At 65.2% G+C, this 25,492-nt stretch carries 27 protein-coding genes; 15 read left to right on the top strand and 12 right to left on the bottom strand.

The annotated features are described in order from the left end of the window. Positions 1 to 705: a lysophospholipase gene (locus NKH51_RS13535; protein ID WP_254762219.1), complete on the bottom strand. Its 705-nt coding sequence runs from the start codon at positions 703 to 705 to the stop codon at positions 1 to 3. A 156-nt stretch (positions 706 to 861) separates the two neighbouring features. Between NKH51_RS13535 and NKH51_RS13530 the strand changes: the two genes are divergently transcribed. The 5 genes from NKH51_RS13530 (at position 862) to NKH51_RS13510 (ending at position 6,012) form a co-directional block, all read left to right on the top strand. Next, complete coding sequence (locus NKH51_RS13530; RefSeq protein WP_254762218.1) at positions 862 to 2,457, top strand: GMC family oxidoreductase; 1,596 nt, start codon at positions 862 to 864, stop codon at positions 2,455 to 2,457. A 100-nt stretch (positions 2,458 to 2,557) separates the two neighbouring features. Next, positions 2,558 to 3,226, top strand: coding sequence for an AIM24 family protein (locus NKH51_RS13525; RefSeq protein WP_254762217.1), 669 nt, complete (start codon positions 2,558 to 2,560; stop codon positions 3,224 to 3,226). Positions 3,227 to 3,294: 68 nt separating this feature from the next. Then, positions 3,295 to 4,680 (top strand): sodium:calcium antiporter, encoded by a 1,386-nt coding sequence (locus tag NKH51_RS13520; protein ID WP_254762216.1) that lies wholly within the window; start codon positions 3,295 to 3,297, stop codon positions 4,678 to 4,680. A 45-nt stretch (positions 4,681 to 4,725) separates the two neighbouring features. After that, entirely contained in the window at positions 4,726 to 5,463 is a 738-nt protein-coding gene (locus NKH51_RS13515; protein WP_254762215.1) for a hypothetical protein, read from the top strand. 90 nt (positions 5,464 to 5,553) lie between these two features. Next, positions 5,554 to 6,012: a DUF2391 family protein gene (locus tag NKH51_RS13510; protein WP_254762214.1), complete on the top strand. Its 459-nt coding sequence runs from the start codon at positions 5,554 to 5,556 to the stop codon at positions 6,010 to 6,012. A 100-nt stretch (positions 6,013 to 6,112) separates the two neighbouring features. Here NKH51_RS13510 and NKH51_RS13505 read toward each other — a convergent pair whose 3' ends face one another. The 4 genes from NKH51_RS13505 to NKH51_RS13490 all read right to left on the bottom strand — a co-directional run bounded on the left by NKH51_RS13505 (position 6,113) and on the right by NKH51_RS13490 (position 9,555). Continuing rightward, complete coding sequence (locus NKH51_RS13505) at positions 6,113 to 6,931, bottom strand: GNAT family N-acetyltransferase (protein ID WP_254762213.1); 819 nt, start codon at positions 6,929 to 6,931, stop codon at positions 6,113 to 6,115. Between the two features lie 71 nt (positions 6,932 to 7,002). Continuing rightward, the gene (locus tag NKH51_RS13500; protein WP_254762212.1) at positions 7,003 to 7,428 is read right to left on the bottom strand and encodes a universal stress protein; all 426 of its coding nucleotides are present in this window, start codon (positions 7,426 to 7,428) and stop codon (positions 7,003 to 7,005) included. Between the two features lie 115 nt (positions 7,429 to 7,543). Next, complete coding sequence (locus NKH51_RS13495; RefSeq protein WP_254762211.1) at positions 7,544 to 9,199, bottom strand: acetate--CoA ligase; 1,656 nt, start codon at positions 9,197 to 9,199, stop codon at positions 7,544 to 7,546. A 59-nt stretch (positions 9,200 to 9,258) separates the two neighbouring features. Further along, positions 9,259 to 9,555, bottom strand: a complete 297-nt coding sequence (locus tag NKH51_RS13490; protein ID WP_254762210.1) for a hypothetical protein — start codon at positions 9,553 to 9,555, stop codon at positions 9,259 to 9,261. A gap of 132 nt (positions 9,556 to 9,687) precedes the next feature. Between NKH51_RS13490 and NKH51_RS13485 the strand changes: the two genes are divergently transcribed. Both NKH51_RS13485 and NKH51_RS13480 read left to right on the top strand, forming a co-directional pair. Beyond that, a complete protein-coding gene (locus NKH51_RS13485) occupies positions 9,688 to 10,242 on the top strand; it encodes a Rieske (2Fe-2S) protein (RefSeq protein ID WP_254762209.1) in 555 nt (184 codons plus the stop codon). Between the two features lie 197 nt (positions 10,243 to 10,439). Further along, complete coding sequence (locus tag NKH51_RS13480) at positions 10,440 to 10,883, top strand: response regulator (RefSeq protein ID WP_254762208.1); 444 nt, start codon at positions 10,440 to 10,442, stop codon at positions 10,881 to 10,883. A gap of 18 nt (positions 10,884 to 10,901) precedes the next feature. On the opposite strand, the gene NKH51_RS13475 is transcribed toward NKH51_RS13480, so the two are convergent. After that, positions 10,902 to 11,783 (bottom strand): TIGR01548 family HAD-type hydrolase, encoded by an 882-nt coding sequence (locus NKH51_RS13475; RefSeq protein ID WP_254762207.1) that lies wholly within the window; start codon positions 11,781 to 11,783, stop codon positions 10,902 to 10,904. An 81-nt stretch (positions 11,784 to 11,864) separates the two neighbouring features. Beyond that, entirely contained in the window at positions 11,865 to 12,269 is a 405-nt protein-coding gene (locus NKH51_RS13470; RefSeq protein WP_254762206.1) for a UPF0146 family protein, read from the bottom strand. Positions 12,270 to 12,308: 39 nt separating this feature from the next. Between NKH51_RS13470 and NKH51_RS13465 the strand changes: the two genes are divergently transcribed. Continuing rightward, complete coding sequence (locus tag NKH51_RS13465; protein ID WP_254762205.1) at positions 12,309 to 12,830, top strand: archaemetzincin family Zn-dependent metalloprotease; 522 nt, start codon at positions 12,309 to 12,311, stop codon at positions 12,828 to 12,830. A gap of 39 nt (positions 12,831 to 12,869) precedes the next feature. Here the strand turns inward: NKH51_RS13465 and NKH51_RS13460 are convergent, their stop codons facing one another. The 5 genes from NKH51_RS13460 to NKH51_RS13440 all read right to left on the bottom strand — a co-directional run bounded on the left by NKH51_RS13460 (position 12,870) and on the right by NKH51_RS13440 (position 17,885). Further along, the gene (locus NKH51_RS13460; protein ID WP_254762204.1) at positions 12,870 to 14,684 is read right to left on the bottom strand and encodes a ribosome biogenesis/translation initiation ATPase RLI; all 1,815 of its coding nucleotides are present in this window, start codon (positions 14,682 to 14,684) and stop codon (positions 12,870 to 12,872) included. Position 14,685: 1 nt separating this feature from the next. Further along, positions 14,686 to 15,003, bottom strand: coding sequence for an EMC6-like membrane protein (locus tag NKH51_RS13455; protein ID WP_254762203.1), 318 nt, complete (start codon positions 15,001 to 15,003; stop codon positions 14,686 to 14,688). A gap of 138 nt (positions 15,004 to 15,141) precedes the next feature. Then, positions 15,142 to 16,029 (bottom strand): hypothetical protein, encoded by an 888-nt coding sequence (locus NKH51_RS13450; protein WP_254762202.1) that lies wholly within the window; start codon positions 16,027 to 16,029, stop codon positions 15,142 to 15,144. A 276-nt stretch (positions 16,030 to 16,305) separates the two neighbouring features. Continuing rightward, a complete protein-coding gene (locus tag NKH51_RS13445) occupies positions 16,306 to 17,352 on the bottom strand; it encodes a hypothetical protein (protein WP_254762201.1) in 1,047 nt (348 codons plus the stop codon). Continuing rightward, positions 17,349 to 17,885: a DUF7344 domain-containing protein gene (locus NKH51_RS13440; RefSeq protein WP_254762200.1), complete on the bottom strand. Its 537-nt coding sequence runs from the start codon at positions 17,883 to 17,885 to the stop codon at positions 17,349 to 17,351. Before NKH51_RS13440 ends, NKH51_RS13445 begins: the two co-directional genes overlap by 4 nt. A gap of 452 nt (positions 17,886 to 18,337) precedes the next feature. Here NKH51_RS13440 and NKH51_RS13435 point away from each other — a divergent pair, with 452 nt between their 5' ends. The 7 genes from NKH51_RS13435 to NKH51_RS13405 all read left to right on the top strand — a co-directional run bounded on the left by NKH51_RS13435 (position 18,338) and on the right by NKH51_RS13405 (position 25,473). Then, positions 18,338 to 18,829: a hypothetical protein gene (locus NKH51_RS13435; protein ID WP_254762199.1), complete on the top strand. Its 492-nt coding sequence runs from the start codon at positions 18,338 to 18,340 to the stop codon at positions 18,827 to 18,829. A 48-nt stretch (positions 18,830 to 18,877) separates the two neighbouring features. Next, positions 18,878 to 20,029 (top strand): CARDB domain-containing protein, encoded by a 1,152-nt coding sequence (locus NKH51_RS13430; protein ID WP_254762198.1) that lies wholly within the window; start codon positions 18,878 to 18,880, stop codon positions 20,027 to 20,029. 160 nt (positions 20,030 to 20,189) lie between these two features. Then, a complete protein-coding gene (locus tag NKH51_RS13425; RefSeq protein WP_254762197.1) occupies positions 20,190 to 21,365 on the top strand; it encodes a signal peptidase I in 1,176 nt (391 codons plus the stop codon). A gap of 160 nt (positions 21,366 to 21,525) precedes the next feature. Beyond that, positions 21,526 to 22,701, top strand: coding sequence for a DUF5305 domain-containing protein (locus tag NKH51_RS13420; protein WP_254762196.1), 1,176 nt, complete (start codon positions 21,526 to 21,528; stop codon positions 22,699 to 22,701). A 200-nt stretch (positions 22,702 to 22,901) separates the two neighbouring features. Continuing rightward, positions 22,902 to 24,512, top strand: a complete 1,611-nt coding sequence (locus NKH51_RS13415; protein ID WP_254762195.1) for a long-chain-fatty-acid--CoA ligase — start codon at positions 22,902 to 22,904, stop codon at positions 24,510 to 24,512. Between the two features lie 210 nt (positions 24,513 to 24,722). Then, a complete protein-coding gene (locus tag NKH51_RS13410; protein ID WP_006180348.1) occupies positions 24,723 to 25,016 on the top strand; it encodes a MarR family transcriptional regulator in 294 nt (97 codons plus the stop codon). Between the two features lie 43 nt (positions 25,017 to 25,059). Further along, on the top strand, positions 25,060 to 25,473 hold the full coding sequence (locus NKH51_RS13405) for a hypothetical protein (protein ID WP_254762194.1): 414 nt from the start codon (positions 25,060 to 25,062) through the stop codon (positions 25,471 to 25,473). Positions 25,474 to 25,492 lie beyond the last annotated feature (19 nt).

The following is a 25,492-nucleotide window of genomic DNA, read 5'->3' as shown; positions in this document are numbered from 1 at the left end:
TCACTCGAGCGCGGCACGTCCCTCCGCGAGCGCCGCGAGGATCGTCTCGATGTGTTCCTCGCGCGATGGCGAGTCGAACAGCTGGTGGCCGCCCTCGTAGACGACCTGATTGGCCTCCGGCGCACGCTCTCGGATTGTCGCGGCGCTGACGACGGCGTCGTCGGGCGTGTAGAAGACGGCGCTGCGCTCGGGAAACTGGAACGGCGGGAGGTGTGCCTGTGCTCGTTTCGCTTCGTGCAGAAAGGTCGGTGCGATGCGGCTCGGCGTGTCCGCGAGTTGCCGATCGGTGGCGAGTTCGCCGAGCATCTCGCGGTCGGTGCCGCCGGTCGGCAGGATCGACCACGAGAGCGGCACCTTTAGCGCCAGCGAGACGATCGGGTTCTGCAGATCGTCGTGGAACCCCCACCACGGACTCAGGTAGACGCGGTACTCGGCCCCCTCGAGGTATTCGGCGATGAGCCCGCCCGTGCTGTGGGTCAGCAGGCGGTAGTCCTCGAGGCCGTCGACGTACTCCGCGACCGGCTTCACCCACTCCGTTTCGAAGTCGGTGACGACGGTCGGAATCTGGAAGACGGTGACGCGGTAGTCGGCGTCGACCAGCCGATCGACGAGCCACTGGACGTTCTCGTGTTCGATTTTGTTGCCCCACCCCAGCACGAAGACGAGGTCGCGCTCCCCCGACTCGTTGAACACCTCGTGTCGCATATATCCCGAGATGAGTGGATGTCTATTTAGGCCTGTCGCAGCCGCGAACTAATCGATCCTCGTTCTCCTCGCGGTCCCTATCGCCGGCCGACCCGATCGAGCGGGCGAACTACCGTGCAACGCTTATTATCATCCAGCAATACGATATGGTGTATCATGTCAGGGGCAGGGCGGTCCTACGACTACGTGATCGTCGGCGCGGGGCCGGCGGGGTGTGTGCTCGCGAATCGGTTGTCGGCCGACGCCGAGACCGAGGTCCTCCTCCTCGAGGCCGGAAAGCCCGACGAGGAGCGCGAGATCGGCATTCCGGCGGCGTTCTCGGAACTGTTCCAGTCGGACGTGGACTGGAACTACCACACCGAACCGCAGTCGGAACTGCACGACCGGGAGCTCTACTGGCCCCGCGGGAAGACGCTGGGCGGCTCGAGTTCGATCAACGCGATGATCTACGTTCGGGGCCAGCCCGAGGATTACGATCGGTGGGCCGAACTGGGCAACGAGGGCTGGGGGTACGAGGGCGTGCTGCCGTACTTCAAGCGGGCCGAGCACAACGAACGCGGTCCCTCGGACGCCCACGCGATCAGCGGGCCGCGGAACGTGGCCGACATCCGGTCGCTGAACGAACTCAGCGAGGCGTTCGTCGAGGCCGGACGGGCCGTCGGATTGCCCCACAACGAGGACTTCAACGACGGCGACCAGGAGGGAGTCGGTTTCTATCAGGTCACGCAGCAGGGCGGTCGTCGCCACAGCGCCGCCGACGCGTACCTGAAGCCGGTTCTCGACCGCGACAACCTGACCGCGGTGACCGGGGCGCGGGTGACGCGAGTGCGGTTCGACGGGCAGCAGGCCGTCGGCGTGGAGTACGCTCGAGACGACGCCGACGGCAGTCCCGCGACGGTCGATGCGAGCGAAGACGTAATCCTCTCTGCCGGCGCGATCAACTCGCCGCAGGTGCTCATGCTGTCGGGGGTCGGCCCGGCCGACCACCTCGAAGCGCACGGCATCGACGTCGTCCACGATCTCCCCGGCGTCGGCCGGAACCTGCAGGACCACCTGCAGGTCGGGGTCAACTACGAGTGCGAGAAACCGATCAGCCTCGAGGACGCCGACTCGCTCTGGAACCTCCTCAAATTCCTCGCGCTGAAGAAAGGGCCGTTGACCTCGAACATCGCGGAGGCCGGCGGCTTCGCGTCCGTCACCGACGGCGTCGACCGACCCGACATCCAGTTTCACTTCGGGCCGACGTATTTCGTCGAGCACGGGTTCGACAACCCGGAGGGTCACGGCTTCTCGCTCGGTGCACTCCGGCTGCGACCCGACAGCCGCGGCCGGATCACGCTCCGATCGGCCGATCCCTTCGACGAACCCGCCATCGACCCGCAGTATCTGACCGCGGACGAGGATCTCGAGGTCTTGCTCGAGGGGATCAAACTGGTCCGGGAGATCCTGCGGGCCGCGCCGTTCGACGAGTACCGCGGCGAGGAGGTGCTACCGGGGTCGGACGTGCAAAGCGACGAGGGCTTGATCGAGTACATCCGCGAGACCGCCGAGACGCTCTACCACCCCGTCGGCACCTGCAAGATGGGCGACGACGACATGGCCGTCGTCGACGACCGGCTCCGGGTCCGCGGGCTCTCCGGGCTGCGCGTCGTCGACGCCTCGGTGATGCCGACTATCACGAGCGGGAACACGGACGCGCCGACGACGATGATCGCCGAGAAAGCGGCGGATTTCGTCCGGAACGAAGCGTAGCCGCGGCCGTATTTCACCGAGTGAAAAAGTATCTACGCGTAACTATTTGATACCTCCCTTCCAACCGGGCCGACAGAGCCGTTCTCAGGCTCGAAACATTATGAACGTCGACGAATTTGTCAACGCAAACGAACCGAGAGAAGGCGGCGAATCGTTTCAACTCGAAAATGGGAAGCTACTCGATATCAACCTCGACGGGACCGTAACCACGAAGACCGGCTCGATGGTCGCCTACAGCGGTGACATCTCGTTCACGGGTAAGTCCTCCGCTGAAGGCGGCATCACGGGGTTCCTCAAAGAGAAGGCGACGGGTGAAGGGACGGACGTGATGGAAGCAAGCGGCACTGGTCACCTCTACGTTGCCGACCAGGAAAAGAAGATCCAGATCATCGAACTCGAGGCGGGAGACGAGATCTCGGTCAACGGAAACGACGTCCTCGCGTTCGAGTCGAGCGTGAACTACGAGATTCGGACGATGAAGAGCATCGCCGGGTTCTCGGCCGGCGGAATGACGAACGTCTTCCTCACCGGGCCGGGTTCCATCGCGATCACAACCCACGGTGAGCCGCTGGTCTTGCGGCCGCCGGTTCGAACGGACCCCAGCGCGACCGTCGCCTGGAGCGGGAATCTGTCCCCGGGCAACTACGTCGACAAGAGCCTCTCGAACATGATCGGATCGTCCTCCGATGAGACCTACCAGCTCGACTTCTCCGGATCTGACGGGTTCGTCGTCGTCCAGCCCTACGAGGAACGCGGGCCACAGCAGTAGCAGGCAGTACCGTCACCGCAACGCATTACTTATAATCGTCCGGCTGCACCCGTTTCAGTACGACCCGTATGAGACGACAAGCGCTCGGCGCGATTTCGGCCGCCCTCGTACTGACACTTCCCTGGGTCGCCGTCTGGGGGACCACGGAGGTCCTCCCCTGGATCGCGACGGCAGCGGGGGTCGGCTACGGCGCGCCGGCGCCCCTCGAGTCGCTGTCGACGCTGCAGACCGTCCTCGTGACCGGGCTCGCCGTCCTCGGCGCCTCGTTCCTGCTCGCGTGGGCGGCCGAGACCGCCGAGAAGGACGTGCCGCGAGCGTTCGCGATCGCGGTGCTCGCGGTGCTCGCCGTCGCGCCCGAGTACGCCGTCGACGCCCTCTACGCCTGGAACGCGGGCGTGTTCGCGGGAACCGAACGCGGCGTCGAGGCTGGAAACCTCGCGGTCGCCAACATGACCGGCGCGAACCGGATCCTCATCGGCATCGGGTGGGCCGGCGTCGCCCTCTTTACGATCTTCCGCCGGGGATCGTCGACCGACCCCGCGGTCGAGCCCCGCTCCGGCTTCCTCGCCGACGTCGTCGTCCTCGACCGGGATATCGGCCTCGAGGTCGTCTTCCTCCTCGTCGCGACGGCTTGGGCTTTTCTCGTCCCGTTCAACGGCGGCATCGATATCTTCGACATGCTGTTTCTGGTCGGCCTCTACGTGCTTTACATCGCGGTCATCCTCCGCGGCGAGGCCGAACCCGAGACCGAACACGTCGGCGTGCCGGCCTATCTCCAGCAGTTTTCGCGGGGTCGCCGCGTCCTGACCGTCCTCCTCCTCTTTGGCTACGCCGGCGCGATGATCTTTACGGCCGTCGAGCCCTTCGCTCACGGGCTCGAGCACCTCGGTCAGGAGGTCGGCGTCCCGTCCTTTTTCATGATCCAGTGGATCGCGCCGCTGGCCTCCGAATCGCCGGAACTGATCGTCGTCATCTACCTCGTCAACAAGGCACGCTCGACGGCCGGCTTCAACGCGCTCATCTCCTCGAAACTCAACCAGTGGACGCTGCTCATCGGCACCCTCGTCGTCGTCCACTCGCTCGCGCTGGGCCGGTACGGCGTCCTCGCCTTCGACTCCAAGCAGTCCGCGGAGATCTGGCTGACCGCCGCCCAGTCGTTTTTCGCGATCGGCCTCTTGCTCAATTTCGAGCTGTCCGTCAGGGAGGCGATCACGCTGCTCGCCCTCTTCCTCTCGCAGGTCCTCCTCGAGTTCGCCATCATCCAGGAGTACTTCGGGTTGCCGATCGAGAGCACCGAACTGTTGTTCGTCTACACCGGGATCTACCTGCTCCTCGGGCTCGCGCTGTTCGTTCGCCGCTGGCAGTCGTTCCGCCGGCTCCTCCGGCGAACGGCCGGAACGGTCGGCGCCGCGATGCCGGGGGGGAGCGATCGGGCGCACAGCGTCGACGACTGAATCGCCGGCCAAGCCATTTGTTCGCCCCTCGCATACTCGTCGGCGATGTCTCCGAGCGAGTCGGCGGCCCCCGCCGCCGGGGTTCTCTTCGCGTACGCGATCGTCCTCGCACTAGTCCACTTCTTCGCCGGCCGGTTGGGTATCGGCGATCGGATCCCCCGGAGCCGATGGCTCTCGATCGCCGGCGGCGTCTCGGTCGCGTACGTGTTCGTCCACCTCCTACCCGAGATCCACGACGCCGCCGCGACGATCGACCGCCACGGGCTCCCCGTACCGCTCGGCGAACAGTACGGCTATCTGGTGGCCCTCGTTGGGTTCGTCACCTTCTACGGCCTCGAGCAACTCGCTCGCCGGGCGAACGCCGACAACTCGAGCGGAGACGCCGTCGCGGCCGGCGTCTTCTGGCTCCACCTCGGCGCGTTCGCCGTCTACAACGCCATCGTCGGCTCGCTGCTCTGGGACCCCGAACTCGATAGCGTCGCCCTGTTCGTCGTCGCGATGGCGTTGCACTTCGTCGTCACGGACGACGGCCTCCGCGAGCACTACGGCCGCCTCTACCACCGCCGAGGGCGCTGGCTCCTGTCGGTCGCGGTGCTCGTCGGCTTCGGAGCGGGGTACGCACTCGAGGGGACCGAACTCCTGATCGCCGTCTTCCTGCCGTTTCTGGCCGGCGGTGTCGTTCTCAACGTGATCAAGGAGGAACTCCCGTCCGACCGCGAGAGCCGGTTCTGGGCGTTCGCGCTCGGCGGCGGGGGATACGCAGCGCTGTTGTTTTTCGTCTGACGGCGATTTCGATGGCCCGGTCGACGCCCGCGGTCCGCGATCAGGTACGCAAACGGGACCGTTTTACCGTTCCGCCGTAATCCCCCCGCTATGAAGCTTCGACGGCCGCGCCGTCCGCAGCAATTTCGGCTCGCGGACTCGGCGCAGCAGATCGTCGGCGGCATTCTGCTCGCGGGCCCGTTCGTGGTCACCGCGGAGGTCTGGGAACTCGCGGCGAGCATGAACGTCTGGCAGGCGCTCGGCACCGTGATCGTGGTGTTCGGGATCGGCTACGGCGCGCTGTACACGGCAGACACGACCCGCGACGTGGAAGACGAGCAAGACGTCGCTGGCGTCCCGCTTCGTTTCATCTCGCTAATGATCGTCTCCTTTGGCTCTGTGGCGCTGCTCGCGCTCCTGTTAGATGCTCCTGACGTCTTCGCCGGTCAGTTCACCGAATCGCCCCGCGACGCCCTCGAGACGACGTTCAAGGCCGTGAGCGTCGGCTCGGTCTTCAGCGTCGTCGGCGCGGCGACGGCCGACAGCATCTTCTCGAAACAGAACGGATAGCGTATCGCACTGCCCGGCCGGACGATTTTCGCGTCGGCACCGACGACGGCCCTTCGGCGGGTCGGGGTCCGCTCGTCGCAGTTGCCGGTCGCGATAGCCTCTAGAGGTACGATTCGTCGTACGCTTCTCCGGAGCGTTCTGCGTGGGCGTTCCCGCAGTCGCCGCACTCGAGGCGGTCCATGTTGTCCATCGAGATGTCGAGCGAGCCGCAGTTCGCGCAGTAGAAGCCGTACTGCTCGGTGAGATCGGCGTCCTCGTAAGTGACGTAAAACGAGGCCGCGGTACCGGACTCCGGCTCGTCGCGATCGATGTACACCGTCTGGCCGACGTCTGTCATCGTCAGCGAACCGTCTTCAGCCTCCGCTTCGGGAAACTCGTCCTCGCTCACGTCCGCGTCCGTCGAGTCGCTCGGGAGATCCGCGTCGACGTCCGGCTCCGCGTAGACGTACTTCACGAGGGACTCGTCGGCGATATCGACCCGGCGGTCGTCGGCGTGCTCGAGGTCGAATCGCTCGACGAATCCGTGTCCCTCGGTGTTGGCCTCGAGGACGGTGACACAAAGGGTTTCGGCACCGCGGTCGCGGAGCGTCTCGGTTACCGTCTCGTAGAGCTCCGTCCCGATCCCTCGGCCCCGGTGTTCCGGGTCGACGAACAGCCAGTTCACCTCACCCCGGTCGCCCTCGAGGCGGCCCTCGACGACGCCGGCAATGGCTTCGCCCTCGATCTCCGCGCCGGTTTCGGCGACGCGAAAGACGGTGTTCTCGTCCCCGAGCCGCTCGGCGACGGCGTCGTCGGCGAACTGTTCGTCCGTCACCGCGCCGATCTGCCCCGGACTGAGCGTGAACGAGGTCGTCATCGAGTTCTCGACGACCTCGCGGATCCGCGCGGCCTCGTCCGCCTCCGGTTGCCGAATTGCCATACCGGACACTCGGCATCGATTCGGATAAGGTGGCTGCCGGCGGGAACAAGCGGCGGGACGGTCGGTCGCGGTTACTCCTCACCGCCACCGCCGGTGACGACCACCGGCCGGTCGGTGCTGAGGATGACGCCCTGGGTGGTGCTGCCGAACAGCGCCTTGCCGACGGGCGAGCGCTTCCGCCCGCCGAGGACGATCTCGTCGACGTCGTACGCCGTTGCCTCCTCGAGAATGTCGTCTTCCGTATCGCCGCTGTCTTCCAGGATCGTCACCGAGACGCCGGCCTCCTCGAGAGCCTCCTTGGCGCGGCGGACCGAACCGATCCGAGAGGCGGATTTGAACTTCTCGAACTCCTGAGGGAGGTCTTCGCCGTCCTCGCTGAAGACGAACAGAATGTAGGCCTCGACCGAATCGGCGGCGTTGGGCAGCGACGCGACGTACTCCGCTTGGGCCAGCGCGCGATCCTCGTTGGTGTCGACGGGCAGCAACACGCGATACATGATTCGACCTTTCGAATGTGGAATAATAAAACCGTCTTTACTTCTCGCCCGTTCGGAGCGTGCCGGCGGACGATCGAGCGCCGGTCGACGACGCTCGCGGGCGATAACGGGGACGCTACGGTTCGTCGCCCTCGTCCCGCAGGGACCGCCGCTGGATCTTGCCCGTCGTCGTGGTCGGCAGCGTCTCCACGAACTCGATGTGCTGGGGGTACTCGTACTCGGCGAGTCGGTCGCGGACGAGGTCGCGGATCTCCTCGCGGAGGTCGTCGGGCTCATATGCATCGGTAGCGGGCTCGACGAACGCTTTGATCGCCTCGCCGCGGGTCTCGTCGGGAACGCCGACGACGCCGGCCTGCTCGACGGCCTCGTGGGTGAGGATCGCGTCCTCGACCTCCATCGGCCCCACGCGGTAGCCGCTGGTGAGGATCACGTCGTCGGCCCGCGAGACGAACCACAGGTAGCCGTCCTCGTCGCGCTCAACCAGATCGTCCGTCAGGAACCATCCGTCCTCCGTCCGCTTGTTCGCCGTCTTCTCCGGCAGGTTGTGGTACTCGTCGAAGAAAACCCGGCGATCGCCCGGCTTCACCGCGAGTTCGCCGGTTTCGCCGCGCTCGAGTCGCTCGTGCGTCTCGGGGTCGAGCACGGCGATCTCGTAGCCGGGGAACGGTTTGCCCATGCTACCCGGTCGCGTGTCGAACCACGTCTCGGCGTTGCCGACGACGAGGTTGAGTTCGGTCTGGCCGTAGAACTCGTTGATCGCCACGTCCTCAAACGTCGACTCGACCCAGTCGACGACCTCCGAGGTCAGCGGTTCGCCGGCCGAGCCGAACGTCTCGAGCGAGAGGTCGTAGGCGTCTTCGGGGTCATCGACGCCCATCAGCATTCGGAGCGCGGTCGGGGGCATGAAGGCTTTCGTCACGTCGTGGCGCTCCATGAGGTCGTAGGCTTCGGCGGGGTCGAACCCGTCGCGGGGCCAGCCGACGATGGTACAGCCGTGGTGCCACGCCGCGAACAGCGTCCCGCCCAGCGCCGCGCCCCAGGCCCAGTCGGCCGGGGTCCACAGCGTCGCTTCCCCTTCCGCGAGCCCCTGATCGAAGTAGTTGTATGCCGCGGCGGCCCGCCCGAGCCAGAGTGCGTGGCTGTGGCGAACGCCCTTCGGCGGCCCCGTCGAGCCGCTCGTGTACATGATCGCCGTCGGCGTCGCCGGCGTCGCGTCGTAGACCTCGATGCCGGGCTCGTGGGCGGCGACGAGGTCGTCGAAGGCGCGGGCCTCGCCCGTTACCGAGTCGCCGTCGCCGAGCTCGATCACGGCCTCGAGTTCGGGACACTCGTCGCGGATCTCGTCGACCGTCTCGCGGACGCTCGGGTCGACGACGACGGCTTTCGCCTCGCTGTCCGCGAGTCGATACTGCAAGGCGTCGCGGCCGAACAGCACCGTCAGCGGCACCGACACCGCGCCCAGTTTCCAGTTCGCGAGGTGGGTCAGCGGGTTCTGTGGCTTCTGGGGAACGACGACGCCCACGCGGTCGCCGGCTTCGACGCCGAGGTCGGCCAGCGCGGCCGCGAGGCGATCCGACCGCTCGTCGAGGTCGTCGAAGGAGTATGTCTCGAGGCCCGTCTCGGGGTCTTCGTAGCGCAGCGCCGTTCGACTCGTGTCCTCGTGTTTTCGCAGAAAGTCGACGGCCGGATTGTACTCGTCGGGGAGGTCCCACGAGAACTCCTCGCGAGCCGCCTCGTGGTCGTCGAACGTCGGCATTACCGTCCAGCTCATGTTCCGGCCTTCCGGTGCCAGCACATAGCGTCTTTCGACACGCGCGAGGATCCGTCGGTTCAGTCCTCCTCGTCGGCCTCGTCTTCGTCCGCCTCGGCCTCGGAATCGTCGGTTTCCCCGTTATCTTCGGCGGCTTCCTCCTCGGTCTCGTCGGCTTCGGCGTCGCTCTCCTCCGGTTCGTCAGGCGACGCCACTTTCTCGCCTTCGACCTCTACTTCGGCTTCGACTTCGATCGTGAGCCCGCCCGCCTCGAGTTCGCCCTCGAACTCGCGTTCGTCCCCGACTTCGATCTCGAGTTCGCTCGAATCGACCGCCACTTCGACCTCGACGTCGACGGTGACTTCGGCGTCGTCCATGGGCGTTCGTTCTTCGGGCTCCCCTAAAGGAATACCGCGCGTTCTCGCCGGTCGAGTCCGTCGCTCGAGCGCGGTGTCGTCGGGCAGCGGTCGGTCCGGAACACACTTTTAGGCTGGCCGAAAATAGGGCGTATGACCGATCCCGTCCGCGTGACCCTCGAGAGTGCAGCCGACTCGGCGTCCGTCCGCATCTACGACGACGAGGGCGACGTTTCGACCGACGACGCGACGTTCCGCTTCAGCGTCGGCGGCGACCGCCCGGAGAGCGAACCCGCCGATACCGATGAGGGACCCGTCGCCGATAGTGAGGCGGACGATCCCCGTCGCATCGCCCCGCTCGCGGACGTGCCGACGAAGGGAACGCTTCGCTGCGAAGCTCGGTCCGGCAATCGCGGAACGGAACTGATCCTCCGGCGAGAGGGCGAGACCGTATCGGCGTGGCGAAACTCCTGTCCGCACAAGCCGGCGGTCCGGCTCGATCCCGGCTCCGGCGCGATCGTCCGCGACGACCAGCTGGTCTGTCATGAACACGGCGCGCGCTTCGAGTGCGGCGACGGCGTCTGTACGGCCGGCCCGTGTCGCGGCGACGCCCTCGAGTCGATCGCGGTCGCCGTTCGCGACGGAGCCGTCTATCTGACCGACGATCGGTTCGATTCCTGTCGTCGACTGACCGAGTCGGCCGCGTAACGCTGCCAACGCTGGCCCGAAGTCGTCGTGCCGTCGGTCGGATTCGTTCTAGTCTGGTGCTATCAACGACTGTCGGTTAGCCTGATTCGCCGCTTCCGGGACCCAATCTTCGTATTCTGGTAGGTATCGATGAACATTCCATCCATTTCACTGGGACTAACCGCTCATCTCTTTTGATCGGACACCGAATTATGGGTATGTCCCCGCCCATCGAGGACGCCATCACCGTCCTCTTGGTCGAACCGAACCCCGGTGACGCGCGGCTATTCTCCGAGTCGTTCGACGACGCTACTATCGCTTGTGACATCCGCACCGTCACCGACGGGGAAGCCGCTCTCGATTTCGTCCATCAGCGCAACGATCACGCGGACAGCCCGCGACCCGACATGATCCTGCTCGATTTCCAACTTCCCGGCGTCACCGGTGCCGATGTCCTCTCGGAGCTCAAATCCGAGCCGGCGCTGCGATCGATTCCCGTGATCGTCATGACGAGCTCCGCTTCGGAGGAGGACATCGCTCGCTCGTACGACCTCCACGCGAACGCCTACGTCCAGAAGCCGGTTGGACCAGACGAGTTCATCCGCCTCGGGCGTTCGTTCGAGGACTTCTGGCTCACATTCGTCCGCTTTCCCGACGACTGAGGCGACTGACCCGCTCGCTTACGACTCGAGCCAGTCGGGAACGGCATTGACTGATTCCAGAACCGCCGCCGCGCCCGCGTCCTCGTACTTTCGCCGTCCCTCCTCGCCGGTCAGCCCGCCGGTCAGCACGCCGACGCCGCGGTACTCGCGGTCCGGATCGGCCTCGCTCGCGTTGACCGCCGTCCGAACGTCGTCTAGCGTGTCACCGACGAAGGCCACCGCGTCGGCGTCGAACCGCGCCGCGAGCGTCGTCAGCGCCCGCGGGTGGGGCTTGCCCTCCTCCCAGTCGTCCATCGTGAACCGTCGATCGGCCGGGATCGCGTCGTCGAGTCCGACCCGCTCGAGGGCGATCTCGGCCTCGGCCGCCGGCCGGCCGGTCAGCACCCCCACGTCGTAGCCCTCGAGCAGCTGATCCCGCGCCTCCGGCTCGAGCAACACCGGCTCGTCGTGGATAAAGCCCGGCGTCTCGCGCTCGAGATCGGGCTCGCCGCCTTCGAGGCCGCGATAGAGTTCGTCACCCAGATAGAGTTGCTGGAAGACATCGCGCAGGCGCTCGCGGTCCCAGCGCTCGCGGACGCGCTGGGTCGCCTGCGCACCGATCGCGTTCCGAACGACGGTTTCGGCCGCCTCGAGGCCGCCGCCCGTAGCGCCGATGTCGTCGGTGAAGGCCTCGAGCGAGCGGTCGTACCCTTCCCCGGTCGCCAGTACGTAGAGCGCGGCCGCGTACGTCAGTTCCCAGTCGTTGTTGAACCCGCCAGCGTCCTTGAACTCTTGAATGTCGTCCTTGCGAATCGTCCGGTCGTAGACTGCCTCGACGGACTCGACGATCGCCCGCCGGTAGGAGTCGGCGACGTCGACGAGCACCCCGTCGATGTCGAGGACGACTGCGTCTGCGTTCATGTCCGCTAAGACGGGACGACGGGGATAAAGGCGGTCGGATTGCGTTCGCGCGAGGACCGATCGGCCGCGACTCGCCGCTCGTCACTCCGGCAGCGCTCGAGCAACGTACAGCGTCCCCTCCGCGATCGTCGTCCGCTCGACCGGTACCGCCGGCTGGTCGCCACCGAGGGTCGTAAACAGGAAGTCGGCGCCGGCGTCGCGGGCCGCCTCGAGCGCGGGGCGATGAAGTTCCGGTGGCAGGTTCCGCGCGTACACCGCGTCCGCGCCCGCGTAGACCGTTGGCTCCGGGTCGACGATATCGTCGCGGACGAACTCCACGCCGTCGGGAACCGCCCGGTCGTGAACGTCCGTCGCGGTCACCGAGAGCCCGCGGTCCGCCAGCGCTCGAGCCGTCTCGGTCCGACGGCCGATCCCGATCTCGACGACGCGCTCGTAGTCGGCGAGGTGATCATTCAGTGTCGTTAAATTCCGGCGGGAGTGGGCCACGGCGGGACGTTTATGCCGCCCGCGGCCATACCACTTTCCATGCTCGTCGATATCGTGCCGGTCGGCAACGTCCCCGCGGAGGTCAAGCGGTCGGCCTCCACCGCGTTGCGATCGGTCTACGACTGCGACGTCTCGGTCAACGACTCGCAGTCGGTCCCCAACGGAGCCTACGACTCCGACCGAAACCAGTACTCCGCCGAAACGTTCATCCAGCTCGCCGAGCGGATCGGCCGCGGCGAGAAGAACATCGCCATCACCCCCAAGGACCTCTTCTATCGACGGCGCAACTACGTCTTCGGCCTGGCCTACCTCGACGGCAGCGGCAGCGTCGTTTCGACCTATCGGCTCCAGACCTCGAGCGACGGCGGCTTCTCGAATCAGAGCGCCGCCGACATCTTCGAGGACCGCGTCCGCAAGGAGATCGTCCACGAGATCGGCCACACCTACGGCTTAGAGCACTGCGACAACAACCGCTGTGTCATGAACTTCTCGCCGACCGTCCGCGAGGTCGACATCAAGGAGGAGAACCTCTGTGGGAGCTGTCAGCGCCTCATGGGGTGAGGCCCGTTCTCCGATATCGGCGAGAAACGATACGGCCGATCAGGGCGCGTAGTAGTACTCGCCCTCGCTTTTCTGCTGGCGATCCAGTTGCGACTCGGGCTTGTTGATCCGCGGGCGCGAGGTGCGCTCGTCACGGCGGAAGGTCACCTCGAGGTTCGCGAGGAACTCGTTCATGCCGTCGCGCATGGGCTGTGGTTGGCCGGCGCGACCGCGAACCGCAGGTTCGCCGTCGAAGACCATCAGCCGGTCGGCGAGCAGGTCCATCATGTAGATGTCGTGGTCGATGACTAACACGGTGGCGTCCTGCTGTTCGGCGTAGCGGCGGATCGCCTTCGTGGCCTGGACGCGCTGTTCGACGTCCAGGTGGGCGGAGGGCTCGTCCAGCAGGTAGAGATCCGCCGAGTCCGAGAGACACGCCGCGATGGCGACTCGCTGGCGTTCCCCGCCCGAGAGGTCCGAGAGGGTCTGCTCCATGATCCGCTCGAGTTGGAGCGGCTGAGCGATCTCGGTGTTCCAGTACGACGAGCCGAACTGGTCCGTAATAGAGGAGAGGAAGGCGTCGACCCGCATGTGCTGGTCGATGGTGACGTACTGGGGCTTGTAGGAAATCTCGAGGTCGAGATCGGCGTCGCCCGCGTCGGGAGAGAGGTTGCCCGTCAGCAGCTTCGCGAACGTCGACTTCCCGATCCCGTTGGGACCGACGACGCCCAGCACTTCGTTTTCGCGGATCTCGCCGCCCTCGACCTCGAGGGTGAACTCCCCATCGCCGTAGCTCTTGGTCAGATCGGGGTACTCGACGAGCGTGTCCGCGCGGGTCACGCTCCGGGGTGCGTGTTCTTCGAACTCGATCGGGTTCGGCCGGATCCGCATGTTCTCGTTGTCGAGATAGCCCGAGAGGTACTCGTTGATCCCGTTGCGGACCGACTTCGGCGACGTGATAACGCCGTACGCGCCGGGCTCACCGTAGGCGACGTGGAGCGTGTCGGCCAGCAGGTCCAAAATTGCGAGGTCGTGTTCGATGACCAGCATCGACTTGTCCTCTTCCTCGGCGAGTTCGCGGATCAATCGCGCCGCCGTCACGCGCTGGCCGATGTCCAGATACGGCGTGATCTCGTCCAAGAAGTAGAAATCCGTATCGCGAGCCAGCGTGGCCGCCAGCGCGACCCGCTGGAGTTCGCCGCCCGAGAGGTCGTCGATCGACTGCTCCATGACCGGCCCGATCGAGAGCCGCTCGACCAGCGACTCGAGGGCCCCCCGCTCGTCGGTTCGCTCGAGCAGTTCTCGCGTGTTGCCGTCGAAGCTGTTCGGGATCTGGTCGACGTATTGGGGCTTTCGCGCGATCGTCACGTCGCCGTCGCGTACGTCAGCGATGTAATCCTGTAGCTCTGTCCCGCGGTAGGCTTCCAGCACCTCGTCCCAGCCCGGCGATTCCTCGTAGCGGCCGAGGTTCGGCTCGAGTTCGCCTGCGAGGATGCGGACGGCGGTCGTCTTCCCGATCCCGTTGGGACCGAGGATGCCGGTGACCTGTCCGTCCTGGGGTGCCGGGAGCCCGTACAGCGAGAAGGCGTTCTCGCCGTAGCGGTGGGCGGGCTCGTCCTGTAATTCCTTGGGCAGGTTGATGATCTCGATGGCGTCGAACGGACACTTCTCGACGCAGATCCCGCAGGTCTCGCCCAGACAGATCTCCTCGGAGATGTGGATCTGTTCGGGTTGGCCCTCGTCGGCCTCCTCGCCGCGGAGGGTGATACACTCCTTTCCCGTGCGGTTAGGCGGACAGTAGTTCTTGCACTCGTAGCCACACCGGTCGGGCTGGCACCGGTCTAGATCTACGACGGCGATGCTGTCGTCGGCCATCTTAGCCCGTCGCCTCCGCGGTGAGCAGGATGCCCCACGTGACGAACCAGAGTGCGAAGGTCATGAACCCGATGAACAGGTAGTGTTTCGTCCCGAACTCGTCTTCGCCGTAGATCCCCGAGACGTTGATGAGCAGATACTGGACGAAAATCGCGCCCAGGACGAACGCGAGCGCCTGCGTGTTCTGGGCCGCCGCCTCCGAGAGGCCAACCCAGGTCGCGGAGGCCAGCGCCGCGGCGACACCCGCCAGCGCGGACAGGGCGGTCACGCTGACCGAGCGAATGTGCTCGCGTCGGTCGCTGATCGATTCGGTCGACATGGGGGAACGTGGGAGGCCGGCGCTAAAAAGGCGTTCGCATTGATCGACGACGGTCTACCGGACGCAGCCACGGCACCTCACAGCGGTGTCGACTCGAGGGGACAGCGGACCGCGATTCGGTCTCGGTTCGTCAGCAGCCTACCCGGTGAGATAGAAGATATCGCTGTCCTCGCGGTTGTTGCTTCCCTTTCGTTGCTCGGTGTAGGTGACCGTATACCGCTCGCCGGCGCTCCCGGTGACGTCGATTCCGTCGATCCGGATCTCGATCGTTCCCTTCGGGTTGCCGGACGTAGTGTAGACGATCCGGTCGGTGGCGGCGTCGTAGGTGGCTGTGCCGCTGCCGGTGACGACGGTAGTCCCGCCGGTGTAGTCCACGCCACCGCTCGTCTGTGGGTCGCTGAGATCGATGTACGCCTCGTCCCTGTTCTTCAATCCGTCCGCGTTGAACGAGAACGTCTGGCTCGTGTTTGTGGTGGCGATGTCGTCGGCGCTGAAGTTCACGACGCCGCTGCCGCTGCCTTTGTTACACTGGATATCGACGGTCACGTTGAACGAGACGCCCCTGATCGTGGTCGTCGGACCGTCGACTTCGGTCACCTCGACTTCGACGTTGCGGACGCCGACCGAAGTCGATTCCGCGCACACGAGCGTCACGTCGTCGCTCGTTCCGGACGCGATCGTCGAGCCGGGGGTCGGACTGTCGACCGCTAACGCGTTGCCGTCGTTGGTGATTTCGAATCCGAGGACGTCGACGTCTTCACTGAGATTGTTGGTCAGGGTCGCGGCTCGCTTCGGCGAACTGTCACCGCGGAGCGTTCCGATGTCGCCCGCACTGTCGACGGCGAGGTTCGCGTTCGCGTCGGCGACGACCTCGCCGCTGACGCCGCGATCTGCCGCGAACGAACTGAATCCGAACGACGGTCCGGCCAGTAAGAGCGTTCCCGCGAGAATGCACACGACCGCCGGTTTGACCATCGGATTCCTGAACACGCCTTCCCCCTTCCTGTTCCATTTGCGATCTGGCAACCGTCGATGAACACCGCATCACGGCCACGATTCGGACGAGATCCGGCGACGCCGTTCGGTTTCCCGACGCTTGCTACCTTCCGCTTCCGGTCAGGTCCGTATAAAGACGGTATACCATTCAGAACGTTCATTCGATCCAGAATCGTTCATTCCGATCTAAACGGGGTGAACGCGGAGAAGAGCGGACGCTCACGGGCAAGCGCGCATCTCTTTTTTCTCGGTGTCGAACCGCTTCGCAACGGATCCGTTCGGACCCACCGTCGGACGACCGTGGCGCTACGGCGGAAGCGTAAGCTCCGTCTCGATACCGACTTCTTCGCCGGTAGTGTTGTCCTCGACGACGAGCACCACCGTAACCTCCGTTCCGCTCATATCGACCTGGGTGTTGAATCCGTCCTCGCGGAACTGCTCTATCGCGACCGTCGCGGTGTCGCCCGTCGCGATCGTCGCGTTCTGGTCGAGGTCGTAGGTGTTGCCCTCGCCGATGGCCATCGCCTCGTCGACGCTCCGGTAGCCGTCGGTCGTTCCGTCGATGGTGACTTCGTTGTCCGTCGCGGTACAGCCGAAGAACCAGTAGTTCGCACAGTAGTAGACCTCGTTTGCGGTACTCGTCGTGTTGTACACCCCGATGCCTGTCACCATGATATCGTCCGACCCGTCGTTTCTCACGTCGAACGTGACTCGGCTTCCCGGCTCTTGCGATGCGCCGGTCGATTGTTCGGCCGCGACGCTTCCGTTGACGAGGGTGAGGTCGGTCTCTCCGATCGGCATGATCTCGTCCGGCCCGCCACTGCCCGCGCTTTGCGTTCCTTCGCACGCGAACGAAACGCCGCTTACCGTGTACTCCCGGCGATCGATGGTGACCGGCGTACCCGACGCTTTCAGGTCGAGATCGACCGTCGCGTCGCTGGCCTCGCCAGCGACTTCCTGACTACACCGCAGTTCGACCGTATCCGTCTGCCCACTTCCGAGCGTCAGGCTGCTCGAGACCGGAGCTAACACCCGTTGGTCGTTACCGCTCGCCCAGACGACCGACGAAACCTCGGCTTCGACGGTGAACGGACTATCGACGTTGTTCCGGAGCTCGGCGACCGTCGCGGTCGTGTTCGTCCGCGGGAATCCGAAGAAGCCGGTCTCGTACTCGATCGTAGTTCCGTCGTACGTCGTCCGAACGCCAAGCGGTGCGTTTTGCTCGTCGTCCGCGACGCTCGCGTCGATCCCGCGATCGATAGCGAGAAAGTCGAACCCGAACGCGGGCGCGAGTAGCGTGAGAGCACCCAGCAGCACGAACAGGACGCCGAGTTTCGTGACCCTGTTGGTCATGGCGGCCGTTCCATCTCTCCGAGGCGCATCCGCCGGCTCTGCGCGACGTGGACGACCGCGGAGATGCCAAACAGCGCGAAGACGAGCGTCGCCCACCCGAGCGCGGAGACCGGTTCGGTCGGAATCACGTCGAGCCACAGCCCGGCCATCACGACGGACCCGACTGCGGTCAGCCCCAGATAGTAGTACCCCCAGGGGATCGAGTCCTCCGGGACGACATCGAGGTAGACATCCAACTCGGACGCCTCGTCGGTGAGCTCGATCGTTCGATCGTCGAACTTGATCATATCGGCCTGCTCGAGCGTGGGGAGGTGGGTTTGCTGAAGCGACGTGTACACCCGTTTTCGCTCGGCCGAGGTGATTTCGTCGACCTCCTTGTCGAGTTCCCAGGCGGCGACGTGTTCGGCGAGGGTGCCGAGCGTCACCGGCTCGTCTTCCCGCTTGCAGTAGTGAATCGCGTACCGACGACGGTGATTGCTCAGGAGATCGAAAATCTCGCCGCGCTGGGGCCCAGCCTCACCCTTCGTCGCCATGGTACGCCCCCATTCTGTCGCGAACAAACGAATTACTGTCACATAACCCTTATCGCCGACGTGTGTGTCTCGTGAACGTGGATTACGACGCTGGCTCCCTGCCGACTCGCCCGGTGACATCGTCCTCCGTCCCACCAGTGTTGGCTCACTGTCGACGTCGCTCGAGGGCTCGTCTCGGTCCCGTTCCTGCAGCGACCGACCGACACATCCGGTCGACTCTCTCGAGCGAGGCTGCCACTCGGTTCAAACCGGTTTTCGGACGGATTCTCGACCTGCTTTCGGCTCGAGCCGCTCCTTCAGGGCCGGCTTGAACGGCCGTATGGCCGGTCTTTCTGACGTTCTGGCGGCTCAATACAAAGTGGATGACGTTCATAGGATCGAGTAAGAACCGGGCCGGTCAACCGTCGCATACGGTTGCCGGGGCGGTCCGAAACGAGATCATACCCATGAGAATGAATCGACGCAATGTGCTGTTCGTGCTTGGAACGACGATCCTCCTCGGCGGGATGCTCATCGCCTCCGGGGCGTTCAGTCAGGTGGAAGCGACGCGTGACGTGACCGTGGAGACGACCGGCGACGCAAACGCTGCGCTCGGACTCGAGCTAAACGACACCGTGACGGACAGTTACGTCCAGAACGGGTCGGGCGATGCGATCCAGATCCAGTTCCAGGACCTAAACGAGAACTCGACGATCTACTACGACGGACTCCTGAATATCACCAACAACGGCGCGGAGAACGTCGACGTGACCGTCAGCAGTAGCGGCAGTGGCCTCATGGTTTACGATGGCGACACGCCCGGTACCTTCGACGATAGCCAGACCGCCAGCATCGGTACTGTCAACGCCGGTAACACTGGTGCGGTCGGGATCGCGGTCAATACGACTACGTTCGACTCGGCCGACGATCACACGATCACCATCGAAGCGACCTCCACGGCCTGATACTAACGCGCTCACCGTCCTGTTCGGTTCCCTAGCTGTCATCGACCCATGTCACTCCGTACCGCCGCCATCGTCGTCCTCGTTATCATGGGGATCGTCCCCACCGGCGCGGTCGTGATCGCCGCGACGGGCGGGACGCAGGCCGATACGACCTCGAGCCTCGAGCTGGCTCCCTCGAGCGGTCCGAATGGCCAGTACGCGACGGTCTCCGGCGGGGCAGTCGAACTCAATCTCGAGAACTTGAACGACGACGCCGTCACGCGTGCAGATAACGTTTTGACGATCACCGTCACCGAGGACGAGGTCGAGCGGGTCTGGATCGAGAACGACGTCGCGGGGCTCACGTTCTACAGGGGCGACGATCCGACCGATGTCGTCAGCGAATCGAACCCGCTCGAGCTATCGACCGGCGACACGGCACACGTCGGGGTCGCGGTCGACACCCACAGCGCTCAGAGCGGGACGGAATCGTTCTCGGTCGTGGTGGAGTACGCCGACGAAACGACGCCCGAATCCGGTTCCCAGCCGGCGATCGAGGGGACGAACCTCACGGTCTCGCCGACGGCGCTCGAGACCGGCGATACGTTGACGGCCAACGTCACGTACCACAACTACGGCGACGAACGAGGGACGACGACGGCGTCGCTGACCGTCGACGGGACGGTCGTCGATCAGCGGACGCTCGAGCTGCGACCCGGCGAGACGAAATCGGTCGCCTTCGAGCGGACGATGTACTGGCCGGGCGCCTACGAGGTCGGCGTCGAGGGAATCGGGAGCAGGCGGGTGACCGTCGAGGGGCCGCCGATCGAGGTGGTTACCGCCTCCGTCGGCGACGAGACGGTCACTGCGGGGGAGACGGCGACGATGCAAGCGACAGTCAGGAACCCGACCGACGCGCCAGTCGACCGCACGCTCGAGCTAGCGGTCGACGGGATCGTCGTCGAGAGTCGGGCCGTTTCGATCCCGGCCAACGGCGAACGGACGGTGACCTTCGAGCGGGCCTTCGCCGAGCCGGGAACGTACGAGATTTCGGTCAGCGGGGTCGCCGCCGGAGCGGTGACGGTCGAGGAGCCGGGGCCGTTTACGATCCGTAACCGGGAGCTGTCAGCGTCGACGACGGCCGCACTCGCGCCGCCAGCGACGGCGGGGCTGTTGTTCCTCGCGGTGACGGCGAACCGTCGCTGGGCGATCCTTCGGTAGCCGTCCGTGCAGCCGATTCGACCGCGTAGACGAAACTACAACTCCTCGAGCGCGTCGACCTCGAGTCTCCGTCGTCGGAACTCTCGCGGGCTTTATACTGGAGCAGTCGCATAGTGAACTCGAACCGTCAGCCAATCATGACCGTCCTCGCATCCTGCCCATGACCGCCACCGACCTCGTCAAGCGGGGACTCGGCTTCGTCGTCGCGCTGGTCGTCATCCTCTTGCTCGTCGGTCAGCTCCTCGGCCAGCCGATCCTGCTGGGCTACGTCGCGACCGGCAGCATGGAGCCGACGATGGACGCCGGCGACGGCTTCGTCGCGGTTCCGAGCGTCGTCTCCGGCGACGTCGAGGAGGACGACGTCGTCGTCTTTCAGGCCAGAGAGCTCCACGACGGCGGCCTGACGACCCATCGCGTCGTCGACGAAACCGACGACGGCTACGTGACGAAAGGAGACGCGAACCCGTTTACCGATCAAGACGGCGGCGAGCCCCCCGTTCAGGAGGGTCAGATCGTCGCCGAAGCCCTCCAGATCCGCGGGACGGTCGTGACGATCCCTCACCTCGGGAGCGCCGTCATGGCGATTCAGGGGCTCGCAGAGCAGGTCTACGGGACGGTCGCGCCGATCGTCGGCGTGACGACGACGGCCACCTCCGACGGCCTTGGCTCGATGCTGGTCGCCGTCGGCGTCGCCTTGCTCGGCTTCGGCACCGTCTTCGAGCGCCTCGGACCCGAACACCGAGAAACGACCAGACGCCGCTCCCGCGAGAACGTGATCGCCTTCTGGACGGCGCTCGGGCTCGTCTTGCTCGTGTTCGTCACGTTCGCGACCGCGGCGATGGTCGTGCCTTCGGGCACTTACGAGTACGGACTCGTTAGCACCGAATCGCCGAGCGACGATCCGCAGGTCGTCGCGCCAGGCGCGACGGCCGAACTCACGCGCACCGTCGACAACGCCGGCTATCTCCCGGTGGTCGTCGTCCACGAGGCCGAAAGCGGTGGGATCGCCACGACGCCGGAGTGGCAGACGGTCGGCAGCCGCGCCGGCGGCGAGACCACGGTACGACTCTCCGCACCGGAGGAGACCGGGGAATACACGCGCCACCTCGGCGAGTACCGCTATCTCGCCCTCTTTCCGCCACGGGTGCTGGTCTGGCTCCACGGCGTCCATCCGCTCGTCGCGATCGCCGCGGTCAACGGCGTCATCGTCGGCCTCTCCGTCGCGCTCGTCCTCGTGATCTTCGGCAGCGGCGACATCCGGTTTCGCACGCCGGGCGATCACGTCGCGCTGTCGACCCGTCTCCAGCGAAAGCTTCGCAAATGGTTGCGAGACTGACCGCCGGCGACTAGAGAAGCCACTACGCTTATAATAGTCGATTTCCTTCATCTATCCGTGATTATCCCGGTATTCAACCCCGCTCGCGGGACGGCCGACCGCGGGTCGAACCGGGCTGGCGGACGGCAGGTCCAATCGCGATTCGGCAGGTGTCCCACGAGTGATCGATAATCCGCGGCTCGATCTGTTGCTCGCACGAAGCGGTCGATCGATCGTGATCGTGTTGGCAGTCGTCGGCGTGCTCGCCATCGGCGCGAGCGGCTGGGCCGTCGCCAACCCGGTGACGACGACGGAGCCGCAGTTCGGCGAAGAGCGCGTGACGACCGGCGTGGGGACGAGCGCTGTCGTCACCGAAAACGGCACGCTCTGGAACGAGGGCGAACGGCTCACCGATAGCTCCGTCTACGTGCTCAACGCCTCGCCGGAGCTGACGGTCACGCCGAAAACGCGGCTGCGAGAGTCGGGCGGCTCGCTCGAGGACGCGAACGTGACCCACGAGCTCGTCCTCCGCTTTGAGGCGACTCGCGACGGATCGACGTTCTGGAACGAGACCCACGAGGTGTTACGGGAGTCGCCGACGATCGAAGACGGCGTCGCGACCTCGGAGGCGACCATCGACATCGAAGACTACCAGCAGCGACAGCAGCAACTCCAGCGCGAAGTCAGCGGCATCGGCTCGGTCTCGCTCACGATGGAGCTTCGCGTCACGTACGACACCGGCCGGCAGTCGGGGACGTTGACCTCGACCGCTCCGCTGCAGATTACCGGTAATGCCTACTGGGTCGGCGGCTCGCTGTCCGACTCGGCGACTCACAGCTATCAACGCGGCGTCGAACGGACGACCGAGTCCCGAGGCACGGCGCTGATCGGCGGCCTGTCGGTGCTCGGAACGCTCTCGCTCGTCAGCGCTGCGGTCGTCGCCCGGCGCTCGCCGACCGATATCGACGCCGCCCGCCGAGCGGTCCACGAACAACGCTACGCGGAGTGGATCTCGCGGGGCTCGATTCCGATGTGGATCGGCGATTACCACGTCTCGCTCGACACGTTAGAGGACGTGGTCGACGTGGCCATCGACACCAACGAGCGCGTCGTCCACGACCAACAACGCGGGCTGTTCGCGGTCGTCAACGACGGCGTCGTCTACTACTACAGCGACCGCGGCCTCTGGGAGGAGACCGCCTGGCCGGAGATGGACCTCGAGGAGCAACCGCCCGTCGTCGACGCCGACGGGGACCTCTCGGCCGAGGACCTCTCGGAACTCGAGGGGGGCGACGCGTTCACCTCGTCCGACGAACCGGACTTCGACGACGACGAGCAAGTCTGGGAACAGCTCTGACGGATATCGCGGCTGTTCTCGGTACCTCCCCGCGCGTTCGGTTCTGCCGTCGAGACCGGCTTTCGGTCCGTTTCTGCACCGCTCTCCGTCCGTAGCGATTCGTCACCGTCGTCGCCGCCCCACCTCTTTGGGGGCGCCAGTTCCGACCAGTTGATAAGAAACGAAATACGTATCTGCCGCATTCGCAAAAATTGCGTCGTATGGAAACGCCACTCATTGTCACGGACTTCCTCGAGCAGGCTCGCACCTACTACGGGGACGAGGACGCGATCGTCGGGGTAGACGGCGACCGATACACGTACGCGGAGTTCGGCGAGCGCGCCGACCGGTTCGCCGCGGCGCTCGAGCAACGGGGCATCGAGAAAGGCGACCGCGTTGCGGTACTCGACCCGAACACCCACTACCACCTCGAGGCGGCGTTCGGCGCGATGCAGCTCGGGGCGATCTTCACGCCGCTGAACTACCGCCTCGAGCCGAACGACTACGAGTATATCCTCTCTGATGCCGGCGTCGACGCGATCTACGCGGATTACGAGTACGCCGAGAAGATCGAGGCGATCCGCGACGACGTGCCGACGGAGACGTTCGTCACGAACGACGCCGACGCGGTCGAGGGCCAGTGGGAGAGCTTCGACGCGGCGCTCGAGGAGGCCGGCACCGAGTTCGACCAGCCCGAGATGAGCGAGGACGAGATCATCACGATCAACTACACCTCGGGCACGACGGGCGACCCGAAGGGGGTCTGCCGGACTCACCGGACGGAGACCATCCACGCCTATCTGATGTCGATCTATCACGAGATCACCGACGACGACACCTACCTGTGGACGCTGCCGATGTTCCACGTCAACGGGTGGGGCCACATCTACGCGGTGACCGGGATGGGCGCGACTCACGTCTGCACGCGCGGGGTCAACGCGGACGAGGTCGTCGACGCCATCCGCGCGGAGGACGTGTCGTTCCTCTGTGCCGCTCCCGCGGTGCTCAATCAGTTGATCGACTACTACGAGAGCGAGGGCGAACCCGAGATGATGGGCGAGAAGCAGGTTCGGGTGACGACCGCCGGTAGCGCGCCGCCGGAGGCCACCATCCGCGCCGTCGAGGACCGCTTCGGCTGGTACCTGAAACACCTCTACGGCGCTACCGAGACCGGTCCCCTCATTACGATCTCCGACACCAAGCGGCTGATGAACGACGAGAACCGCTTCGAGATCAAGAAGCGCCAGGGGATGGGCGTCCTCGGCACCGAGGTTCGCGTCGTCGATGACGACGGGAACGATGTCCCCCGCGACGACGCGACGCTCGGCGAGATCGTCGTCCGCGGCAACCAGGTGATGGACCGCTACTGGAACAAGCCCGACCAGACCGACGAAGCGTTCAACGACCGGGTCGAGGGCTACTACCACACTGGCGACCTCGCGACGGTCGACGACAACGGGCTGATCGCCATTCGGGACCGCAAGAAGGACATCATCATCTCCGGGGGCGAGAACATCTCGAGCATCGAACTCGAGGACACGCTGTTCGACCACGATGCGGTCGCCGACGCGGCGGTGATCCCCGCACCGAGCGACGAGTGGGGCGAGACGCCGAAGGCGTTCGTCGTCCCGTCGAACGGCGATCCGAACGACCCACCGGTGTCGGCCGACGAACTGACCCAGTTCACCCGCGATCGACTGGCGAGCTACAAGACCGTCCGTCGGATCGAGTACGTCACGGAACTCCCCAAGACAGCGACCGGGAAGACCCAGAAGTACGAACTGCGCAAGCAGGAGTGGGAGGACGAAGACCGGATGATCGGCGAGGGCTGATCGCCTCGGCCGTCCCCTCGCGATCGAACGCGTCCGATATCCCCACAATCTCCGCGGCATATATGTGTCTGCCTCCCGGGCGCAATTTTCACATCTCGAGGTTCGGGGGCTCAAACAGAATTATACTCGGTAGAATACATAGTAATATATAATAATTGCCGTTCGGGTAAGGCTCAACTTTTATACTGCTGGGGCCTTTCGATTCGTAGTATGGCAGAGACCGACGGGGAGGAGATCGAAGACTTGCCACCGAGTGCGAAACTCGTCTTCAAGGTTCTCGAGTACGACGGGCCGCTGACACAGAAACAGATCGTCGAGGAATCGATGCTCTCGGCCCGGACGGTGCGGTACGCGCTCGAGCGACTCGAGGAGATCGGGATCGTCGACGAGGATATCTACTTTGCGGACGCCCGCCAGAGTCTCTATCGGCTCGAGGAACCGGTCGCGGCCGACGGCAACGGCGTCGAGGAGTCCCCGAAGAAGGACGCCTGCTGCGCGGAATAACGTCGAGCGGTAGCATTATTTTCTCGCGGTGACCGTCCACGGTATGGACAAAGAGCGGTTACCGCGCTGGGGCTGGCTGATGATCGGGCTGTTTCTCGCCGTGTTAGTCGCTAACTTGCTCAATCTGCTCGTCCTCGTGCCGGCCGTCTTCCCGGAGACCTACCGAGCGATCACGGTCATCGCGACCATGTCGCCGGTGGTGATCTACGTCGGGGTCTGGTACGACGAGGACCGACAGGAGTACTGGAGGGCCTCACGGACGAAGATCGTCGGTGACGTGCTGTTCGTCGTGAGCGGAGCCACGACCGGGGCGGCGATCGCGCTCGTCGCTGTGGCCGATCTGGGACTGTCGTCGTTCCTGCTCGACATCCTCGCGATGGCTGCCGGCTTCCTGTTGGCGTGGGGGCTGTTCTGGTGGCGCAATCCGGGGCTGTACGCGGGCGACCGCGAACGCTGACTCGGGTTCGGGTGCCGAC

The organism is Natrinema marinum (genome assembly GCF_024296685.1).
Lineage (GTDB): Archaea > Halobacteriota > Halobacteria > Halobacteriales > Natrialbaceae > Natrinema > Natrinema marinum.
The sequence above is the reverse complement of the archived record's forward strand: the minus strand, read 5'-3'. Positions and strand labels throughout refer to the sequence as shown.

What these genes read in the sequence shown, in the direction of transcription:
- NKH51_RS13405 (WP_254762194.1), top strand. Translation starts at nt 25,060, where the DNA reads ATGGACAAAGAGCGGTTACCGCGCTGGGGCTGGCTGATGATCGGGCTG.
- NKH51_RS13515 (WP_254762215.1), top strand. Translation starts at nt 4,726, where the DNA reads ATGTCTCCGAGCGAGTCGGCGGCCCCCGCCGCCGGGGTTCTCTTCGCG.
- NKH51_RS13455 (WP_254762203.1), bottom strand. Translation starts at nt 15,003, where the DNA reads ATGTCGACCGAATCGATCAGCGACCGACGCGAGCACATTCGCTCGGTC.
- NKH51_RS13530 (WP_254762218.1), top strand. Translation starts at nt 862, where the DNA reads ATGTCAGGGGCAGGGCGGTCCTACGACTACGTGATCGTCGGCGCGGGG.
- NKH51_RS13445 (WP_254762201.1), bottom strand. Translation starts at nt 17,352, where the DNA reads ATGACCAACAGGGTCACGAAACTCGGCGTCCTGTTCGTGCTGCTGGGT.
- NKH51_RS13465 (WP_254762205.1), top strand. Translation starts at nt 12,309, where the DNA reads ATGCTCGTCGATATCGTGCCGGTCGGCAACGTCCCCGCGGAGGTCAAG.
- NKH51_RS13520 (WP_254762216.1), top strand. Translation starts at nt 3,295, where the DNA reads ATGAGACGACAAGCGCTCGGCGCGATTTCGGCCGCCCTCGTACTGACA.
- NKH51_RS13435 (WP_254762199.1), top strand. Translation starts at nt 18,338, where the DNA reads ATGAATCGACGCAATGTGCTGTTCGTGCTTGGAACGACGATCCTCCTC.
- NKH51_RS13500 (WP_254762212.1), bottom strand. Translation starts at nt 7,428, where the DNA reads ATGTATCGCGTGTTGCTGCCCGTCGACACCAACGAGGATCGCGCGCTG.
- NKH51_RS13490 (WP_254762210.1), bottom strand. Translation starts at nt 9,555, where the DNA reads ATGGACGACGCCGAAGTCACCGTCGACGTCGAGGTCGAAGTGGCGGTC.
- NKH51_RS13475 (WP_254762207.1), bottom strand. Translation starts at nt 11,783, where the DNA reads ATGAACGCAGACGCAGTCGTCCTCGACATCGACGGGGTGCTCGTCGAC.
- NKH51_RS13415 (WP_254762195.1), top strand. Translation starts at nt 22,902, where the DNA reads ATGGAAACGCCACTCATTGTCACGGACTTCCTCGAGCAGGCTCGCACC.
- NKH51_RS13510 (WP_254762214.1), top strand. Translation starts at nt 5,554, where the DNA reads ATGAAGCTTCGACGGCCGCGCCGTCCGCAGCAATTTCGGCTCGCGGAC.
- NKH51_RS13480 (WP_254762208.1), top strand. Translation starts at nt 10,440, where the DNA reads ATGTCCCCGCCCATCGAGGACGCCATCACCGTCCTCTTGGTCGAACCG.
- NKH51_RS13485 (WP_254762209.1), top strand. Translation starts at nt 9,688, where the DNA reads ATGACCGATCCCGTCCGCGTGACCCTCGAGAGTGCAGCCGACTCGGCG.
- NKH51_RS13430 (WP_254762198.1), top strand. Translation starts at nt 18,878, where the DNA reads ATGTCACTCCGTACCGCCGCCATCGTCGTCCTCGTTATCATGGGGATC.
- NKH51_RS13460 (WP_254762204.1), bottom strand. Translation starts at nt 14,684, where the DNA reads ATGGCCGACGACAGCATCGCCGTCGTAGATCTAGACCGGTGCCAGCCC.
- NKH51_RS13425 (WP_254762197.1), top strand. Translation starts at nt 20,190, where the DNA reads ATGACCGCCACCGACCTCGTCAAGCGGGGACTCGGCTTCGTCGTCGCG.
- NKH51_RS13505 (WP_254762213.1), bottom strand. Translation starts at nt 6,931, where the DNA reads ATGGCAATTCGGCAACCGGAGGCGGACGAGGCCGCGCGGATCCGCGAG.
- NKH51_RS13440 (WP_254762200.1), bottom strand. Translation starts at nt 17,885, where the DNA reads ATGGCGACGAAGGGTGAGGCTGGGCCCCAGCGCGGCGAGATTTTCGAT.
- NKH51_RS13535 (WP_254762219.1), bottom strand. Translation starts at nt 705, where the DNA reads ATGCGACACGAGGTGTTCAACGAGTCGGGGGAGCGCGACCTCGTCTTC.
- NKH51_RS13525 (WP_254762217.1), top strand. Translation starts at nt 2,558, where the DNA reads ATGAACGTCGACGAATTTGTCAACGCAAACGAACCGAGAGAAGGCGGC.
- NKH51_RS13410 (WP_006180348.1), top strand. Translation starts at nt 24,723, where the DNA reads ATGGCAGAGACCGACGGGGAGGAGATCGAAGACTTGCCACCGAGTGCG.
- NKH51_RS13495 (WP_254762211.1), bottom strand. Translation starts at nt 9,199, where the DNA reads ATGAGCTGGACGGTAATGCCGACGTTCGACGACCACGAGGCGGCTCGC.